This is a genomic window from Megasphaera sp. MJR8396C, assembly GCF_001546855.1.
Taxonomy (GTDB): domain Bacteria; phylum Bacillota; class Negativicutes; order Veillonellales; family Megasphaeraceae; genus Megasphaera.
In genome coordinates this window covers 13,009-29,902 of sequence record NZ_KQ958207.1, presented here as the reverse complement: position 1 = coordinate 29,902, position 16,894 = coordinate 13,009, and the positions used below count along the sequence as shown (strand labels likewise).

At 51.0% G+C, this 16,894-nt stretch carries 21 protein-coding genes; 4 read left to right on the top strand and 17 right to left on the bottom strand.

Annotation, left to right across the window (positions count from 1 at the left end):
- Window positions 1-97 precede the first annotated feature (97 nt).
- Complete coding sequence (locus HMPREF3201_RS10290; RefSeq protein ID WP_062412981.1) at window positions 98-625, top strand: GNAT family N-acetyltransferase; 528 nt, start codon at window positions 98-100, stop codon at window positions 623-625.
- Window positions 626-712: 87 nt separating this feature from the next.
- On the opposite strand, the gene HMPREF3201_RS10285 is transcribed toward HMPREF3201_RS10290, so the two are convergent.
- The 7 genes from HMPREF3201_RS10285 to HMPREF3201_RS10255 are packed head-to-tail and all read right to left on the bottom strand — an operon-like array spanning window position 713 to window position 5,325.
- Entirely contained in the window at window positions 713-2,293 is a 1,581-nt protein-coding gene (locus HMPREF3201_RS10285) for a sensor histidine kinase (protein ID WP_062412980.1), read from the bottom strand.
- Window positions 2,290-2,955, bottom strand: a complete 666-nt coding sequence (locus tag HMPREF3201_RS10280; protein WP_062412979.1) for a response regulator transcription factor — start codon at window positions 2,953-2,955, stop codon at window positions 2,290-2,292. The genes HMPREF3201_RS10285 and HMPREF3201_RS10280 overlap by 4 nt, the downstream gene beginning before the upstream one ends.
- A gap of 2 nt (window positions 2,956-2,957) precedes the next feature.
- On the bottom strand, window positions 2,958-3,437 hold the full coding sequence (gene folK, locus HMPREF3201_RS10275; protein WP_062412978.1) for a 2-amino-4-hydroxy-6-hydroxymethyldihydropteridine diphosphokinase: 480 nt from the start codon (window positions 3,435-3,437) through the stop codon (window positions 2,958-2,960).
- A complete protein-coding gene (gene folB / locus HMPREF3201_RS10270; RefSeq protein ID WP_062412977.1) occupies window positions 3,430-3,795 on the bottom strand; it encodes a dihydroneopterin aldolase in 366 nt (121 codons plus the stop codon). Before folB ends, folK begins: the two co-directional genes overlap by 8 nt.
- Window positions 3,788-4,363, bottom strand: coding sequence for a GTP cyclohydrolase I (folE, locus tag HMPREF3201_RS10265; protein WP_072272086.1), 576 nt, complete (start codon window positions 4,361-4,363; stop codon window positions 3,788-3,790). The genes folB and folE overlap by 8 nt, the downstream gene beginning before the upstream one ends.
- A 27-nt stretch (window positions 4,364-4,390) precedes the next feature.
- Window positions 4,391-4,798: a DUF3592 domain-containing protein gene (locus tag HMPREF3201_RS10260; RefSeq protein WP_062412976.1), complete on the bottom strand. Its 408-nt coding sequence runs from the start codon at window positions 4,796-4,798 to the stop codon at window positions 4,391-4,393.
- Between the two features lie 14 nt (window positions 4,799-4,812).
- Window positions 4,813-5,325, bottom strand: coding sequence for a hypothetical protein (locus tag HMPREF3201_RS10255; protein WP_062412975.1), 513 nt, complete (start codon window positions 5,323-5,325; stop codon window positions 4,813-4,815).
- Window positions 5,326-5,407: 82 nt separating this feature from the next.
- On the opposite strand from HMPREF3201_RS10255, the gene HMPREF3201_RS10250 reads away from it, so the two are divergent.
- Window positions 5,408-6,514 carry an acyltransferase gene (locus HMPREF3201_RS10250; protein WP_062412974.1) on the top strand — a complete coding sequence of 369 codons (1,107 nt, stop codon included), beginning with the start codon at window positions 5,408-5,410 and terminating at the stop codon, window positions 6,512-6,514.
- Between the two features lie 152 nt (window positions 6,515-6,666).
- Here HMPREF3201_RS10250 and HMPREF3201_RS10245 read toward each other — a convergent pair whose 3' ends face one another.
- The 5 genes from HMPREF3201_RS10245 to HMPREF3201_RS10225 form a co-directional block, all read right to left on the bottom strand.
- Window positions 6,667-7,056 (bottom strand): hypothetical protein, encoded by a 390-nt coding sequence (locus HMPREF3201_RS10245; protein ID WP_062412973.1) that lies wholly within the window; start codon window positions 7,054-7,056, stop codon window positions 6,667-6,669.
- A gap of 70 nt (window positions 7,057-7,126) precedes the next feature.
- Window positions 7,127-7,621 (bottom strand): preQ(1) synthase, encoded by a 495-nt coding sequence (queF, locus tag HMPREF3201_RS10240; RefSeq protein ID WP_062412972.1) that lies wholly within the window; start codon window positions 7,619-7,621, stop codon window positions 7,127-7,129.
- 1 nt (window position 7,622) lies between these two features.
- Complete coding sequence (locus tag HMPREF3201_RS10235) at window positions 7,623-8,114, bottom strand: QueT transporter family protein (protein ID WP_062412971.1); 492 nt, start codon at window positions 8,112-8,114, stop codon at window positions 7,623-7,625.
- A 147-nt stretch (window positions 8,115-8,261) separates the two neighbouring features.
- The gene (gene lepB / locus HMPREF3201_RS10230; RefSeq protein ID WP_044504261.1) at window positions 8,262-8,822 is read right to left on the bottom strand and encodes a signal peptidase I; all 561 of its coding nucleotides are present in this window, start codon (window positions 8,820-8,822) and stop codon (window positions 8,262-8,264) included.
- 47 nt (window positions 8,823-8,869) lie between these two features.
- Window positions 8,870-9,310 carry a 2-thiouracil desulfurase family protein gene (locus HMPREF3201_RS10225; RefSeq protein ID WP_062412970.1) on the bottom strand — a complete coding sequence of 147 codons (441 nt, stop codon included), beginning with the start codon at window positions 9,308-9,310 and terminating at the stop codon, window positions 8,870-8,872.
- 226 nt (window positions 9,311-9,536) lie between these two features.
- On the opposite strand from HMPREF3201_RS10225, the gene HMPREF3201_RS10220 reads away from it, so the two are divergent.
- Window positions 9,537-11,192 (top strand): acetolactate synthase large subunit, encoded by a 1,656-nt coding sequence (locus HMPREF3201_RS10220; RefSeq protein WP_062412969.1) that lies wholly within the window; start codon window positions 9,537-9,539, stop codon window positions 11,190-11,192.
- 69 nt (window positions 11,193-11,261) lie between these two features.
- On the opposite strand, the gene HMPREF3201_RS10215 is transcribed toward HMPREF3201_RS10220, so the two are convergent.
- A complete protein-coding gene (locus HMPREF3201_RS10215; protein WP_062412968.1) occupies window positions 11,262-11,939 on the bottom strand; it encodes a hypothetical protein in 678 nt (225 codons plus the stop codon).
- A 226-nt stretch (window positions 11,940-12,165) separates the two neighbouring features.
- On the opposite strand from HMPREF3201_RS10215, the gene HMPREF3201_RS10210 reads away from it, so the two are divergent.
- A complete protein-coding gene (locus HMPREF3201_RS10210; RefSeq protein WP_062412967.1) occupies window positions 12,166-12,570 on the top strand; it encodes a thioesterase family protein in 405 nt (134 codons plus the stop codon).
- 95 nt (window positions 12,571-12,665) lie between these two features.
- Here HMPREF3201_RS10210 and HMPREF3201_RS10205 read toward each other — a convergent pair whose 3' ends face one another.
- The 4 genes from HMPREF3201_RS10205 to HMPREF3201_RS10190 form a co-directional block, all read right to left on the bottom strand.
- The gene (locus tag HMPREF3201_RS10205; protein ID WP_062412966.1) at window positions 12,666-13,082 is read right to left on the bottom strand and encodes a biotin/lipoyl-containing protein; all 417 of its coding nucleotides are present in this window, start codon (window positions 13,080-13,082) and stop codon (window positions 12,666-12,668) included.
- A gap of 33 nt (window positions 13,083-13,115) precedes the next feature.
- On the bottom strand, window positions 13,116-13,592 hold the full coding sequence (locus tag HMPREF3201_RS10200; RefSeq protein ID WP_062412965.1) for a hypothetical protein: 477 nt from the start codon (window positions 13,590-13,592) through the stop codon (window positions 13,116-13,118).
- 12 nt (window positions 13,593-13,604) lie between these two features.
- Complete coding sequence (locus HMPREF3201_RS10195; protein ID WP_062412964.1) at window positions 13,605-15,134, bottom strand: methylmalonyl-CoA decarboxylase subunit alpha; 1,530 nt, start codon at window positions 15,132-15,134, stop codon at window positions 13,605-13,607.
- A gap of 119 nt (window positions 15,135-15,253) precedes the next feature.
- Window positions 15,254-16,741: a hypothetical protein gene (locus HMPREF3201_RS10190; RefSeq protein WP_062412963.1), complete on the bottom strand. Its 1,488-nt coding sequence runs from the start codon at window positions 16,739-16,741 to the stop codon at window positions 15,254-15,256.
- Window positions 16,742-16,894: the final 153 nt, after the last annotated feature.

Here is a 16,894-nt window from a genome sequence, read left to right as displayed (position 1 = left end):
TTTAGTACGATACATCATACCCCCTAGCGTTCGATTTTTAAGTTCTGCGTTAGGGGGTTATTCATCGCTATCACCAATATTCCAGGAGGAAAAAACCTTGATCCCACAGTTTAGACAATGCACCCTAGATGATTTAGACACCCTTCAGGCCTTTTCCCGGCAGTGCTTTTTTGAAACCTTTGCCGCCATGAACACGCCGGAAAATATGGAAGCTTACCTCGACAAAGCGTATGCCCCGGAAAAACTCCGAGCCGAATTATCCGACGCCCATGCCGCCATTTACTTTCTGTACTGGGGCGATAAGCTGGCCGGCTACCTGAAGCTGAACGAGTCGTCGGCACAGACCGATATTCACGACGGAGACTCTCTTGAAATTGAGCGTATCTATGTTACGAAAGCGTTCCAGGGCCAAGGCTTGGGACATTATCTGATAGATCAGGCCATCGACGCTGCCCTTCAGCAGAAAAAGAAATATATATGGCTCGGTGTCTGGGAGAAAAACGCCAAAGCCCTCCACTTTTACAAGCAGCACGGCTTTTACCAGATTGGGGCTCATTCCTTCGTCGTCGGTGATGACCAACAGACCGATCTTCTGATGCGAAAAGACTTAGAAGTACAACCATAAAGACAGCAAAGAACCTCTCTGGCCTCCTGACAGCCCCTTCGTTACATCATGCTAACGAAGGGACCGGTCAGGGTCAGGGAGGTTCTTTTAGGATGCCTCATCGGGCGTTGAGTCCCCTTCTTTTCGTAGGGTAAACCAGAAGGTGACGCCGCCGTTTTCATTCTTCACGCCATAAGATTCTCCGTGGAGTTTCACGAGGGCTGCCACCGTTCCCAGGCCTAAGCCGTGGCCGCCGAAGATGCGCTTCGGACTGCGGGCCCGCGACGAATCAATCTTATAGAAGGGTTCCCAAATGCGCTGCTGATGTTTTTCAGCAATATGGCTGCCTTCATTATAAATCGAGATGCGGTACCGTTCGCCAAGATCTTCAGCCCACAGGCGGATATGCTGATCGGCATCGGTATAGTCGATGGCATTGCTTAAGAAATTAGTCAAAATCGTATCGATTCGTTCCGGATCGCCGTAGACGGTCATAGTCTCGGGCAGATTAAATTCGGCAATGATGCCCTTGTCTTCCATGACCTTGGAGAACCGTTCCCGGCTTTCTTCTGCCAAGGCGCTAAAGTCGAAGACCGTCTGCTCTAAATGGAAGGAACCCGTTTCCAAACGGGACAAGTTCAATAGATCGCGAACCAGTTTATCCATCTTCTGGGTCTCACTGTGGATGACCGAGCAGTAGCGTCGCTGCGTTTCTTCATCGATATCGAGGGTATCGAGGCCTTCGGCGTACCCCTGGATAATGGCCAAGGGCGTCTTCAGTTCATGGGACACGGCCGACAGGAAGGCTTTTCGCATATGTTCGACTTCTTTGGCTACGTCGAGCTGCTTTTTCAGCTCTTCATTGGACTGGCGAAGGGCTGTCAAGGCGACATTGAGCTGATTAGACAAGATATTCAGGCTCTCACCGAGTTCGCCGATTTCATCGCTGAGGTTGCCTTTCCACTTACTGGAAAAATCGAGGTGGGCCATGGCGCCGGCAAGGTTCTTCAATTCGATGAGCGGTTTTGTCATACGCTGGGTCAGGTAGAGCGTACTGACACAGGCCACAATGAGCCAAACGATACCGCAGACGATGATGAAATGCTGGACGATGTAGATGTTTTCCTGCATCGGTGCGACGGACTGATTGATGATGATATACGTATCGTCCTGGATACGGTCGACGAGGTTAAAATATTCAAAATCAGGCATGTCCTTATAAAGGTGTACCGTTCCCAACAAACCTTCAGCGGGCTCCTTGCCCTCGAGGAGGTCCAGGAGTTCCTTGATGTGTACCGGCGGCTTGCCGTCAGGCCCGCCTTCTGGCGGTTCATCTTCTTTGCCGACGGCTACGATTTCGTGTTCATTGGGAAGTTTTTCCGGTGGTATATACACCCGTCGCCCGGGCCGCGACGAGTAGACCAGCTTACTGTGGTCGACGATGAGGATGTCGACGCCGTAACGCTGGCTCAAAGAATCCAGCGAATGTTCGTCAGGTCCATTCTTCTTCTGGTACGTAGCACTGATTTTCTGGCTGGCTTCGACCATGGCATCCTTTTTCATGGAATAGTAGTAGCGGTCAAAACCAAAGCCGACAGCCAGCATCAGGCCGATAATGAAAAAGATGGAAAAGCAGCCGACATAGACGCCGGTCTTAACCTTTAAGGATAATAGGCCTTTCCGTCTCATTTGGAATCGTAACGGTATCCATAGCCGCGGACAGTCCGGATATAGCGGCCTTTGTCGCCCAGTTTAATGCGCAGGCGGTTGATGTGGGTATCGACGGTGCGCAGATCACCGTAATAATCGTAATTCCATATCTGATTCAGGATCTGACGGCGGCTCAAGGCCTTGCCGGTATTGCTCATCAGGTAGTTCAGGAGCTTATATTCCGTCGGGCTGAGGTCGACATTCTTCCCGTCGAGGACGACCTGGCGAGCATCGCGGTCGATGGCCACGCCAGCTTCGGTTTCCTGCGTTTCCGAATCGTTCTGAGAACGGCGCAGGAGAGCCTTTATTTTGGCTACCAGGATCTTCGGGCTGAAGGGTTTAGTGATGTATTCATCCGCACCGAGATCATAGGCAAAGAGCTGGTCTATTTCTTCACCTTTCGCGGTCAGCATCATGATGGGGACCGTCGATTCCCGGCGGATTTCGCGGCATACGGTCCAGCCGTCGTAACCGGGCATCATGACGTCGAGAAGGACCAAATCCAGATGTTCCTTGTCGTAGATATCCAGGGCTTCTTTGCCGTCAACAGCTTCTAAAATTTCGTAGCCTTCAGGCTTTAAAAAATCAATGACCAATTGGCGCATAAGTTGTTCGTCATCTGCAATAAGTATCTTTTCCATAGTTAATCCTTCCTTCTGATAGCGTCTGTATCTGGCAGCTGAGCGAGCCAGTCATCAATCGGCCGGCCAAAGAGGATGAGGTCCGGCACCAGATCCCGCAGGGGGACCAATACGAAAGCCCGTTGTGTTAGATAAGGATGGGGCAAGGTCAGGGTCTGAGTCTGGCAGGCCTCGTCCGGGCTGTAAACGAGGTCGATATCGATGGTCCTGGCACCCCATTTTTCATGGCGTACCCGCCCCAGCTGCCGCTCAATGGCAAGACAGCGTTCGAGAAGATCCGGACCGGCAAGACTTGTCTCCACAGCGACAGCGCCGTTGATAAAAGGAGGTTGATCTTCCTTGCCCCACGGCGGCGTTTCGTAAAAAGGCGACACAGCTGTAACCGTCACGTCCGGATTCGCATCGAGGAGAGCCACGGCTCGTTTCAGCGTCCCTTCCCGATCCCCCAGATTGGCGCCGATGCTAAGGTAAAATCTAGCCATGCCGTCGCCTTTCGAGGACGACCGCCGCGTCGTCAAAGAGACCGCCAATCGGTGCCTGGGGCTTGTGAACGGTTACCGTCACGGCTTCGACGGGAGGAAAGGCGCTGAGAATGTCTTCGGCAATGACCGTCCCCAGCCGCTCGATGAGTTGATAGCGGCGGTTTTCGACGATGTCTTTGATTCGGGAATAGACGACACTGTAGTCGACGGTCTGGTGAAGGTCATCGGATGCCCCGGCCTGCGACAAGTCAGTTTCCAAGCATATATCGATGTGAAACGGCTGGCCAAGCTCTGCTTCAGATGCCAGGCAGCCGTGGTGCCCCCAAAAGTGAAGTCCTTTGAGCATGATTTTATCCATCTTGTTTTTCCTCCATGACCAGCTTCCAGGCTTCTTTATAGGCATCGGTTCCTGCTGTCAGGCACCCGGCCGTCGCCGTCGTCATAATATTCGAATCGATGGCCAGCTGATCGCGCATGGTAAGGCATAAGTGAGTCGCTTTGACGACGATCAGGACGCCTTCCGGATCGAGGCCGCGAACGATGGACTGGCACAATTCTTCCGTCATCCGTTCCTGAAGCTGCGGGCGGCGGGCCAGGATATCGACAGCCCGAACGAAATGACCGAAGCCGGCGATGCGGTTAGCTTTCGGGTAGTATACGATGTGAACGGTGCCAAAAAAAGGCAGTAAGTGATGTTCACAGAGCGAGTGAAAGCGAATGTTGCGAACACTGACCAGTCCCTTGGACTGGGTCACGATGGGGTTATTCCATTCGTCATCGGGGTTTTCCTGAAGACCTGAAAAAAATCGGGCAAAGGTCTCAGCCACGCGGTGCGGCGTCTTTTCCATTCCCAGCGCCGTCAAGTCGAGCCCCAGGGCTTCTAAAAATTGCCGCATAGCGGCGACAGCTTTTTCATTTTCTACCAATGTGGCGACTCCTCCTTTTCCGTATGATTATAAGATGAAGTAATAGGACGTCATAAAGATGATGCCCCCCAGGATGATGAATACCGGGCTGGCGTACTGCTGCCACAGGCTTTGGACCTGATGAAGATAAATCTCTTCCGGGTTTTCCGGATTATAGCGCAGGGGCAGTTCGTCACCAGCTACATAATTCCATTCAGCATTGCCAAAGGCGTAGCGTGCCCGATGAGTCTTTCCGTCTTGGGACGTAAAGCGGACGACAGGATAATAGAGGGTCCCACTTTTCATCTTCTTTTCTTCAAATCCCAGCAAGGTCCCCATTCCTTCCTGCGTGCAGCGCCGGGTGAGGCTGTAAAATTTGGAACCGTGATACAGGCCGACGGCAATAAACAAGGTACCGAGAATGGCCGGGATAAAATAAAAGATTTGCAGCAGCATATCAAAAATCCTTTCTATTCATGGCGGTGGCTCAGATAGCGACTGAGTTCCAAGCCCAGCAGCGCTCCGATGACACCGGTGATGATCTGGGGCCAGCTCATGGCCGTCAACAGCAGGTGGCGCATAGCCGGCGGAAATTCGATGCCGGCAAAGAGCAGATAAAATAAGGCGTAAAGGGTAGCGGCCTTGGCCAGGGCGCCGACTAAAAGTGCCGGAAGGCCGTGTTTCTGCCAACGCCAAGCACAATAGACGTACACCCCGTTTCCGATGGCGACGGGAAAGACGAAGAGAACGAAAGGCAGCATCCCTTCGAGCCAGGCAAAGATGGGCGTGCAGGCGGCGACGACAAAGCCGGCTCTGCGGTCGACGGCAAGGACGGCCGTGATCAGGCAGGCGTTGACCAGAGACCCGATGAGGAACAGACTGATCTGAGGCGGTATGGGAATGACCAGCCTGAGGCCTTGTAAAATCAAGGTCGCTGCCAGTATCAGTCCCGTTCGGGTTACCTTTTGTGTGTCGTCGGTCATACAGCCTCCCTGTCCATTTTGCAAAAATTTGTTATAATAGGATATATCTTTAGTATCTATATTGTATCTTCCGAGGTGTCAGATGTCAAAACGATTTATTCATTCTATCAATTATATGCGCGGACTTTGCATGCTCGGCGTCATTGCCATCCATGTCGGATCCGTGGCCATCGTCAATCCGTCTCCGAATTTGGCGCTGGTCGCCGTCTTAGAAATCTTATCCCGCTTTTCGGTCCCGGCCTTCTTTTTCCTGTCGGCCTTCGGCATGTTTTACAGCCAAGGACTCCACGAGCCCTTTGACTATAAAGACTATCTGCAGCGTCGACTGCGGACGGTTTTCGTCCCCTACCTGGCCTGGTCTTTTTTCTACATGGCCTACGTATCGGTTCTCAGCCATAATCTCAAACTCTTTCATCCCTATGCCATCTTTCGCACCTTATGGTACGGCCTGGCCATGTACCACATCTACTTTCTGGTCATCCTCTTGTGGTTCTACCTGCTCATGCCCTTATGGCGGCCTTTACTGCGCCTCATGGACCGCAAGCCGATTCTTTCCTTTACGGCCCTTTTTATCGTCAACATGATCTTCAATTTTTACTCGAGCTACAGTTGGAATCTCCATTCGGACAATCCCTTCCTCGAAGATGCCTCGAATCTGCGCCTGAACTACATGGTCCTGCACTATCTGTTCATCTTCATGTTCGGCGCCTTTACAGCAGAACACTTCTCATCGGTCACAGCCTGGCTCAAGCGGCACGGCACGGTGATCAACGGCCTTCAAATCGTGTCGACGGCAGGTATGCTGGCATCGTACTACGGCGTCATGCATTACCTCGGCTACGACCCTTTATCGGCCGTCTTTACCATTCACCAGCTCAGCCCGATTGGCATGGTCTATACCTTGTCGACGATGCTCTTTCTCCTCTACTGGTGGGAATGCCGGCCTGTGCCCCATGCCGTCCATCAAGTCTTCTCTAGGTTAGGCGATTATTCCTATCCCATCTACCTGGTACATCCTGTCTTTCTCAGCCTCTGCACGGGCCTTGCGGCTCACCTGCACATTTACCTACGGGCCATTCACATCATCGCCATTTATATCATCGTCGTCGCCTGCTCGTCAGCCTACTCCTGGGTCGTCGTCGAACACCGACTTCCCAAGTGGCTTAGCATCTGCGTCAAAGGAAAATAACAAAAGAGGGACTGCTTGCATGAAGAAAACCGCTCCATGCAGCAGTCCCTTTTCGTTTGAATCCGTAGCCTGTACCGGCAAGGCCTGTTTCGGAAAGTATCAGGAAAGCAAACGGAAGACGACGACCTTAGCAGTCACATTGCACTAAGGACTTATTTCTTCGAATTTTGCTTTTCCATGACCTTTTCTAATACGTCGGTGGCCATGCGGGCTCTGGCTTTGATGACAGCATTGCCGTCTTTAATCGATTCGGGATAGAAGCTGCTCTTATACTTATGCTTCTTAGTCTGAGTAATCATTTTTTTCAGCTGAATCGTCTGGTCATCGATGTTGTACACATAGGTACAGTAATCCGTCGAATCGCCGGATTTTTCCACTGTTTCGAAGGACAGGATCTGGCGGCCCATATCATAATAGAGTTTCGCCGAATTCATGTCAATCGATGTATATTGGTTATACTGCCACATATTGTCGGCCGCAAAAACAGAGGCCGACAAGGCCAGGGAAAAACCGAGGGCCAAAAGCACTTTTTTCAATTTCACAGATAACACTCCTCACTCCTATGATTGATACTTTATTATACCATGGATTATCTGGAAAAGGTAAGAAGTTTCACCGATTATCTACTTTTTCGGGATATAAGTCATGTTGTGACAGGCGCTGCCAGGCAACGTCGGCCCAAGGCGTGCCGGGACGGCCGTAATTGCAGTAGGGATCGATGCTGATGCCGCCGCGGGGCAGGAATTTTCCCCAGACTTCGATATACTTGGGATCCATGGCCTCGATGAGGTCGTCCATGATGATGTTGACGCAGTCTTCGTGGAAGTCACCGTGGTTGCGGAAGCTGAACAGATAGAGCTTCAAGGCCTTGCTTTCGACCATCCGTTCATCGGGTACGTACGAAATATAAATCGTCGCATAGTCCGGCTGGCCCGTCATCGGGCAGAGACTGGTAAATTCCGGGCAGTTGAACTTGACGAAATAGTCCCGGTCGGGATGCTTGTTGATGAAGGTTTCCAAAAGGTCGGGATTGTAGTCCGTCGGATAGGCCGTGTGCTGATTGCCAAGAAAGGTAATGCCTTGAAGGTCCTCTTGTTTTCGACTCATATCATAACTCCTTTTCTAAGACGTAGTGCTGACGAAGCGCCTGAATGAGCAGGACGCCGCAAATAGCCGGCGGCAGCTGACCGACAGCCAGGCTGCTGACCAGTACCAGGTAAGGCAGATTCAATAAATAGGACAGCCAAAGACTGACCACTAGGGCCGGCACCCACCAAATGGGAAGAGCTGCCAGCCAGGGGCTTCCCTGATGCTGCCGGATCTGGACGATGAGCCAAGTCGTCATCATGCCGACGGCACAGCCGCCGACCATGTCGATGAGGCCCAGCCCGCCAAAGAGAAAGTTGGCGATAAAATTAGCGATCCCCAAGGGAACGACTAAGAACGGATAGAGAAACGCCAGCCCGTAGAGAGCCGTTGCGATACGGATCTGGTAGGGTCCGAAAGAAATGCCCTGAGTGACATACAGGACAGCGATATAAATGGCGATGACCAGGGCAGAAAAGGTCATGCGCCGGGTATTCAGAATAAAGTTGTACATCGTATATTGCGCCTTTCTAACAAATAAAAAAGACGGGGCTGCCGAAGCAATCCCGTCTACACTGCACCCATTTTGGTTATGCGTCCTAGTTTTGTTTAGCGACAGGATGGATTGCGAACTGTCGTATGCAGTTGTCGTAAAGACCGCTTACCAAATGACGCGGCCCAACACGTGGTCGATAGGAACCGGACCGATAAAGCGGCTGTCACTGCTGTGGTTGCGGTTATCACCCATGCAGAATACGTAGCCTTCCGGGACTTTAACTTCTTCCCGACTGCTGTATTCCATCGGACCGTTGATATAGGGTTCATCCAACGGTTCCCCATTGCGCCAAACCTTTCCGTCGTGGAAAGCCAGCGTATCACCGGGGCGGCCGATAACTCGTTTGACCCAAACGTTTTTCGTCTGTAAGTCGTGGTCAAAGAACGCCAAGTAGTTGTTCATCGGTTCAGCGACATCATCTTTCCACGTGCGCGGATACTGGACGCGGCTGTCGATGATGACGATGTCTCCATAATTAGGAACTTCTCCCATGACGTGACTCCATTTCGAAACGATGAGGTATTCCCCATTTTTAAGGGTCGGCATCATGGACTCGCCGGAAACGCGGGTCGGCTGGAAGAAGAAAATATGGATGACCATGGCAATGGCCAAGGCGATGACAATAGAATAAAGCCATTCACAAACTTCATGCAAAAAAGTATTCACCCTGAAACCTCCTCACTTGCGTACTCGTATATTGTAGCAAACCGCCGTTATAAAAGCAAGTATTCTAAAGGGTCCCCTTCGCTGAAAACCTCAATGCCTTCCGCTTTTAAGAGGGCTGCCGTCACGCCGTCGCCCTCAGTAAGGGTCCGGGAAAAGGTCCCGTCGTAAATGAGGCCCGAGCCGCAGGACGGACTCTTGGCCTTTAAGATGGCCTTCGTGCAGTGAAAGAGACGGACTACGTAAAGCGCCGCCTCTGCCCCTCGTTCATATTGAGCCGTCACATCGCAGCCTTCTTTGGTCAGTACCTTTTCCCCGCAGCGCTCAGCTGCCGGTCGCGGCGTCGGAAGACCACCGGCCTGCTCCGGGCAGATGGGTATGAAATGAATGTCATGACGATTCAATAAAGGTTCAATCGCTTCATAAGTCTTGGTCTTCCCGTCATAGCGGCAATACTGTCCCAAGAGACAGCTGCTAATCAATATATTCATTATATTCTCCTATTCTCTTCCGATCTAATCCTCAGCAAACAGTGCTCATAAAGGCTTTATGATGCCCTTTTGCATACCCCTTTTGGCCTTGTCGATTCAGGTCAAATTAGATTGTACATCCTGATAATACAAGTAAGTCATTGAAAAAGGTCCTGTCCCATATTATAATACAGGTTACAACAGCAATTTTTAATTTATCCATTACCTTTAAAGGAGTGTTCTCGGAATGGTACAAAAAAAGATGCGCAACACGGCAGAGTTTCTCATCGAATGCCTTGAAGAAGAAGGCGTCCATTATATTTTCGGTATCCCCGGTGAAGAAAACTTAGCCATCATCAATGCCTTGGAGCATTCAAAGATTGAATTTATCACCGTCCGTCATGAACAGGGTGCTGCCTTCATGGCCGATGTCTACGGCAGACTGACAGGCAAGGCTGGCGTCTGCATGGCTACCCTCGGGCCCGGTGCGACGAACCTCATCACCGGCGTCGCCGATGCCGACTGTGACGGCGCCCCCGTCGTCGCCATCTCCGGTCAGGTCGGAACCGATAAGATGCACATCACGGCCCACCAGTACCTCGATCTCAGAGCCATGTTCGAACCCATCACCCGTCGGTCCTACACCGTCGTCCGTCCCGATACGATGGCTGAAATCACCCGCTTGGCCTTTAAGTACGCCGAACGTGAAAAACCGGGTGCTACCTTCATCGACCTTCCGGTCAACATCAGCGAAATGCCCGTCGGCGATGATGAAAAGCCGCTGCAGCACAAGACGATTCAGCCGGAAACGGCCTTAGAATCACAGATCAAAATGGCAGCCTCCATGATTTCTTACGCCAAGAATCCGGTTATCCTGGCCGGCAGCGGCGTCATTCGCAGCCAAGCTGCCAAACAGCTGACGGCCTTTGCGGAAAAACTCAAACTGCCTGTCGTCAATACCATGATGGCGAAAGGGGCCATCCCCTTCGACAACAAGTATTCCATGTGGACCGTCGGCATTCCCATGGACGACTATCAAACGAAAATTCTCGAAAAGGCCAGCCTGGTCATCGCCGTCGGCTACGACATCATCGAATACGCCCCGGCCAAATGGCATCTGACCAACGCCGACATCATCCACATCGACACCATGCCGGCTGATATCAATAAAAAATACCAGCCCCAGGTCGAAGTCGTCGGCAACATCCCCGATTCCTTGGAACGCATCATGGAAAAGGCCGCCCGCCTGCCGGAACCGCGCGCCTTCCTCAACATCCGTCAGAAAATGGTCGCTGAACATGAAAGCTATGCCGAAGACCTGTCCTTCCCGGTCAAGCCGCAGAAAGCCCTCATCGACTGCCGGAAAATCATGGATAAAGACGATATCGTCATCTCCGACGTCGGCGCCAACAAGGTTTGGATCGCCCGCCATTACAACTGCTACGAACCAAACACCTGCCTCATTTCCAACGGTTTTGCCACCATGGGCATCGCCGTTCCCGGCGCCATTTCAGCCAAACTCGTCCACCCCGATAAAAAGGTCCTGGCTATCACTGGTGATGCCGGCTTCTTGATGAACGTCCAAGAATTTGAAACGGCCTACCGCCTGGGCACGAACTTCGTCACCCTCATCTTCAACGACAGCAGCTACGGCCTCATCAAATGGAAACAGGATATGCAGTACGGCCATCACGAATGCGTCGACTTCACCAATCCGGACTTCGTAAAACTCGCCGAAAGCTTCCACGCCATCGGCTACCGCATCGAAAAGACGGAAGATCTCCTGCCGACCTTGAAAAAGGCCTTCCAGCAGGATAAACCGGTCATCATCGACTGCCCCATCGACTACGAAGAAAACATGAAGCTCACGGCCCACCTCGAACAACTGATGAAAACCTTATAAATCCAAAAGAGCCTTGCATGATGCAGTTTTTTCACTCATGCAAGGCTTTTTTTATTCCTTAAGCTACCCTTATTTTTTCGGCATCTTATTGGCATCTTTCAACATATCGGTCATCGTGCTGATGATGTCGTCGTCACCGGATTTTGCGACATTGCCTAAGATGACGGCAATTTCCATCGTATCACCATGCTGCCAGGCAAGGCCATGAATCGTTTCCGTAAAGGCGTTGCTGTTAATGACCAGCGATTTTTCAACAGTCCATTCATAAAAGACCCGTCCTTTATACTTTTTGGCCGTAACCGGTTCAGTCAAGCGAAAACCATCGGGCAGACGGTTGGCCATATTTTGATTGAGTCGATCCATTAACGTTTTCGGATCGGGACGACCGCCGATGTCGCGCAAGTACGCATTTTCCCGGTTTTCACCGTAAACGGCAGCTCTGACGTCCCAGAGGCTGGCCGTATAATGCATCAAATAGGCATACTGAAAATCGGCATCATCCTTCTTTACGACCTGGTACGTTTCCGGCTGGAGGGGAAAAATCTTTTCAAACAAGGCCGTCACATCATTTTGGGTATCCGCCGCCGTCAGCATGGGCTGCGTCCCCTTCTGCATGTATATATCGTTCGGCACGGTGATGACACCCCAATTGGGAAACTTGGTCAAGGTGCCCTTGTCTTTGGCCAGCGATGCCGTCCCGATGGAGAGGACTGCCGCTGCAATCAGACATATTCCTTTCAGTTTCATGATATCACTCCTCATTTTCTCTGAAAAATATAGTTTTATTGTATCCTATGGCGCTTTTTCTGTCAAAAAGGCCCGTCTTTATCGATGACAATCCTTATCCCGACCCCCGATAAGCAAACAGTTTGCTGTCAAAAAGAACCAAAATGTGATATGATATGGTTATGTAAAATGCCTTTATCGATACAGTTCAGGCATATTCTCACCTACATCAAGGAGGTTATACACCATGGAATTTGATATCAAAAAAAACTCAGCCGCTGAAGTTTCTGAAAAATGCACGGAAGATAATACGGCCATTAAATTGGGCAGCGGCAAATCGCCAGTCTACGCTACGCCGGCCTTGGTTGCCCTCATGGAAAACGCAGCCATCAACGCCTGCGATCCTCAGCTCCCGGAAGGCTATAACACCGTCGGCATCGCCATGAACGTCAAACACGTCGCTGCCACGCCGATTGGCCTTACCATCACGGCCAAAGCGACCCTCGTCGAACAGGACCGCAAAAAATTGACCTTTAAGATCGAAGCCCATGACGACGCCGGCCTCGTCGGTGAAGCTACCCACGAACGCTTCATCATCGAATCGGCCCCGTTCTTAGCCAAGGCAGAAGCCAAAAAAGCTGCTGCTAAATAAATCTATTTCTAACTATAAAGAAGAGGTTCGCCGACAGTTACAAGTCAGCGAACCTCTTTTTTGTATGCATATTTCTTTTATCGAGCCTATGTTACTTAGGGCATGATGACAGCCAAGACGTCACCGGTTTTGACATTGTCCCCGACTTTGACGCGCATTTCGTGGAGTTTGCCGTCAGCCGTTGCCGTGATGTCGTTCTGCATCTTCATGGCTTCCAATACGAGGAGGACGTCGCCTCGTTTGACAGCGGTTTCGGCTTCCACTTTGAGTGCCGAAATCTTGCCCGGCATCGGAGCCTTGACGGTGATGGCACCGTCCGGGATCGGGCCGCCTACGGCCGGAGCCGGAGATTGTACCGGTGCTGCCGGAGTCGGAGCCGGTGTCGGTGCCGGAGCTGCTGGTGCGGGTGCTGCCGGTGCCGGTGCAACCGGAGCTGCCGGAGTCGCGCCGCCTACTTCTTCTACTTCAACTTCGTATGACTTGCCATTGACTGTAATCTTAAACTTTTTCATATCCGTATCCTCCTGGATTCAAAGACTTTTTCCTTAACGTTTCATACCACCCAGGCGGGCTGCCATAGCCCAATTTTCCCGATGGCGTTTATATCCGCGATGCGAAAGCCGGATCGAGCGAATCGCTGCCGGCGAATACCCGTAAGCGGCTACGGCTGCCATGATGACAGCCACGACGTCGTCGGGGAGTTCGTCGGAATCAGAAGCCTCACGGCTTTCAGGCACCGTCGCCAACGGACGGGCTTCGACAACAGCCGGCTGACGCTGACCAACGGGAACGATCGGATTGGCCGTGTCTTTGGTTTCCGGGGCAGGCTGTGTCTTTGTTTCCTTCTTTTCAGCGGTCTTTAAATCATAGACCGCTTCCGAAAGGTCTTTTACACTCTGCTGAAAAGCAGTCATGTCTTCCATCTTTCGTTCTAAGGCGCGGAAGCGGGTATCGTAGTATCGGCTCAAAACCAAAATAATGATGATTAAGACGCCGATTGCCGCAAACAGTATTTCTAACATACGGCCACCTCCTTACAACGGCATATTGCCGTGTTTCTTGGCCGGCCGTTCTTCACGTTTGCTGTAAAGCATCGCCAGGGCGCTGATGATGCGCGGCCGCGTTTCTTTCGGTTCAATAATGCAGTCGATCTGGCCGTGTTCAGCAGCTTTATAAGGCGACAAGAATTCGTCGATATATTCCTGTTTTCTCTTTTCTTTATCCGGATCGTTTTTAAAGATAATGTTGACGGCGCCATCAGGACCCATGACGGCGATTTCAGCCGACGGCCAGGCCATGACCATGTCGGCACCGAGCTGACGGCAGCACATGGCAATATAGGCACCGCCATAAGCCTTACGGGTAACGACGGTAATCTTAGGCACCGTAGCTTCGCAGTAGGCATAGAGCATTTTAGCGCCGTGGCGGATAATGCCGCCGTATTCCTGATTGGTCCCCGGCAGGAATCCCGGTACGTCGACGAAGGTGACGACGGGAATATTGAAGCTGTCGCAGAAGCGAATGAAGCGGGCAGCCTTGTCCGAAGCGTTGATATCAAGGCAGCCTGCCAGGAATTTCGGCTGGTTGGCAATGATGCCGACCGTCTGGCCGTCGAAGCGGGCAAAGCAGGTAATGATATTCAAGGCGTAGTTTTCAAGGACCTGGAATACATTGCCGTCGTCGACGCAGGAGCGGATGATATCGAGCATATCATAGGGCACGTTGTTGTCGTCGGGGATGATCGAATTGAGGCTTTCGTCTTCGCGGTTCGGATCATCATTCGAGTCGACGACCGGTGCTTCTTCCATGTTGTTGCTAGGCAGGAAATCGAGGAGCGCCTTGATTTTTTCAAAGCAGTCGTCTTCGCTTTCGCAGGCAAAGTGAGCGACGCCGGAAATCGAGTTATGAGTCATGGCGCCGCCGAGTTCTTCTGCCGTGACTTCTTCCGCCGTGACCGATTTGATGACCGCCGGGCCGGTGAGGAACATGTTAGACGTATTTTTAACCATGAATACAAAGTCCATCAAGGCCGGGCTATAAACGGCACCACCGGCACAGGGCCCCATGATGACGGCCAACTGAGGAATGACGCCGGAAGCCGACGTATTGTTCATAAAGATGCGGCCGAAACCGGACAAGGCATCGATGCCTTCCTGAATGCGGGCGCCGCCGGAATCGTTGATGCCAATGACAGGGGCTCCCATCTTGAGGGCCATTTCCTGCATCTGGGCAATCTTATGGGCGTGCATTTCACCAAGGGATCCGCCTTCAACGGTAAAATCTTCGGCATAGGCAAAGACCAGTCGGCCCCGTACCGTACCGTAGCCGGTAACGACGCCGTCGCCGGGGATTTCTTTTTCCTGCAAACCGAAATGAGTACCGCGATGATGGATAAACTGCCCCATTTCCGTAAAGCTGCCTTCATCAAACAACTTGGCCAGCCGTTCGCGGGCTGTCAACTTTCCTTTTTTATGCTGCGAATCAATTCGCTTCTGACCGCCGCCGAGCTCGACTTTTGCGAGCTTTTCCCGGAGCTGATCAATCTTTTCCTGACCTGTAGCCATTCATATACCTCCCGTACATAAATTCATAGCATTTAATTATACCATGGAATAACCGATTATTACAAATCCTCCCCCTTTCAAGCGGCCAAAATTGGCCATTTCTTATCCAAAACATGGAATCAAAACACTTTTTTGATAGTCTCCAAAGCGTTATTTTTCCCAGCCCGGTTATCGCTGGGGGTAGCTGCAAAAACGAGGATATACCGCTCATCACCGTAGTAAATCGCCTTGTAGTGACCGCCGTCATGCTGAATTTCAAAGCCTAACTCTTCAAGTCCCCGCCTCACTTTTGAAGTCATGCCTTTATAGTTATTGAACAACTGCTTTACCTCAGCAGACTTTTTCTCACTGATATGCCGATAGTCATTAGCTTCAAGGATATCCTTCACCACATCGTATCGTCGTGTACCGGAAGCTAAATAGCCTTTTAAGCCGGATTCCAGTGTTGCCAAAAGCAAATCCTTTATCTCGCCGGCATAGAAGTCGTCTTCATTGCCCATGAACAGGACGGGGACACCTGTCTGAGAATCAAGTTTTGAACGCAGTCCCTGGTTTTCATATGCCAGTTGTACGTTCTGACAGCGCAGGCGTTCATTGTCCTCCCGTAGCTTTCGATTCTCCTCGTCAAAACTCTCTAAAAGCTGGTCGGCTTCCTGTTTAGACTGAGAAACATCTTCGTCATACCGCCCTTGTAAGTCAAGCAATTTATACAGGGCCTCATGTCGAGCCTTGTCGGCAGATGCATAGGCCTCCTGGGATTGGCGATATTGATCCTCATAAAGGGCACTGGTGACACCGGCCCAGACATAGAGGGGTGACACGCGCTTGGCATTCCCGTACTGAATGACCCTTTCAATTATATTTTCCGTCAACTGAATATCATAGCCCGGATTGCGGCGATACATGTATCGTTTGTGCCCGACGGCAGGATTGGGGAAATAAATGTCAATACTGCCATTACCTAATTTTTCATTGCCACTATCCTCCTGAAGAGTTGCTTCCATTTCATAATCTCCCTGGACTAGGACGTGGGCTGCCCCTTTTAGTCGGCCGGCCAACTTATTTACATCAATGGGATCTTCGTTATCCGACGTCTTAGACACGAAGACGACAGGCAGACGAGGGCGACGCTTCCCGGTCATGATCTCGACGGCAATATCTATATTGTCCTCATCGATAATGAGCGGTGTCCGTCGTACGTCGAGACCATTATCGGCCCTTAAATACCCGCCATCGATAAGCATGGAAATAAAGTGAGGCGTCGAAAATTCCGGATCTACCTTCAGCGCTTCTTCCAGATAACTGCGGTCTAAACGGATAGACATCTTCATGTCTTTAAAATTCATGATATAGTCCGAATCCCAAATAACACCTTCAGCGTCACGCTTTTCATAGCGAACAGCAACGATGTCTTCCTTCTGATATTCCTCTATATCAAGAAGCAGATGGTCCGTTTCATAGGAAGTAGTATACTTACCATCCCACACCAGATTGGGAATAATGTTTTCTGGATAGTTACTTTTTTGATTCCACTCGATAACCAGTCGAATAAACTTTTCCTTGGTCATCTTTTCATTGATTGGTAAAATGGTCGAAAATAAGAGCACGAACACACCTGCTTTCAAGAAAAAAATGGCGAATCTAACCTATAACGAATCGGAAATCGTCTCTGCTGCCACCGGCAGAAACAAGAACTTTATTTTATTATAACAAGGTTCTGCCAAAACCAAAAGAGATTGTCCACAACGGCATCGCCATGG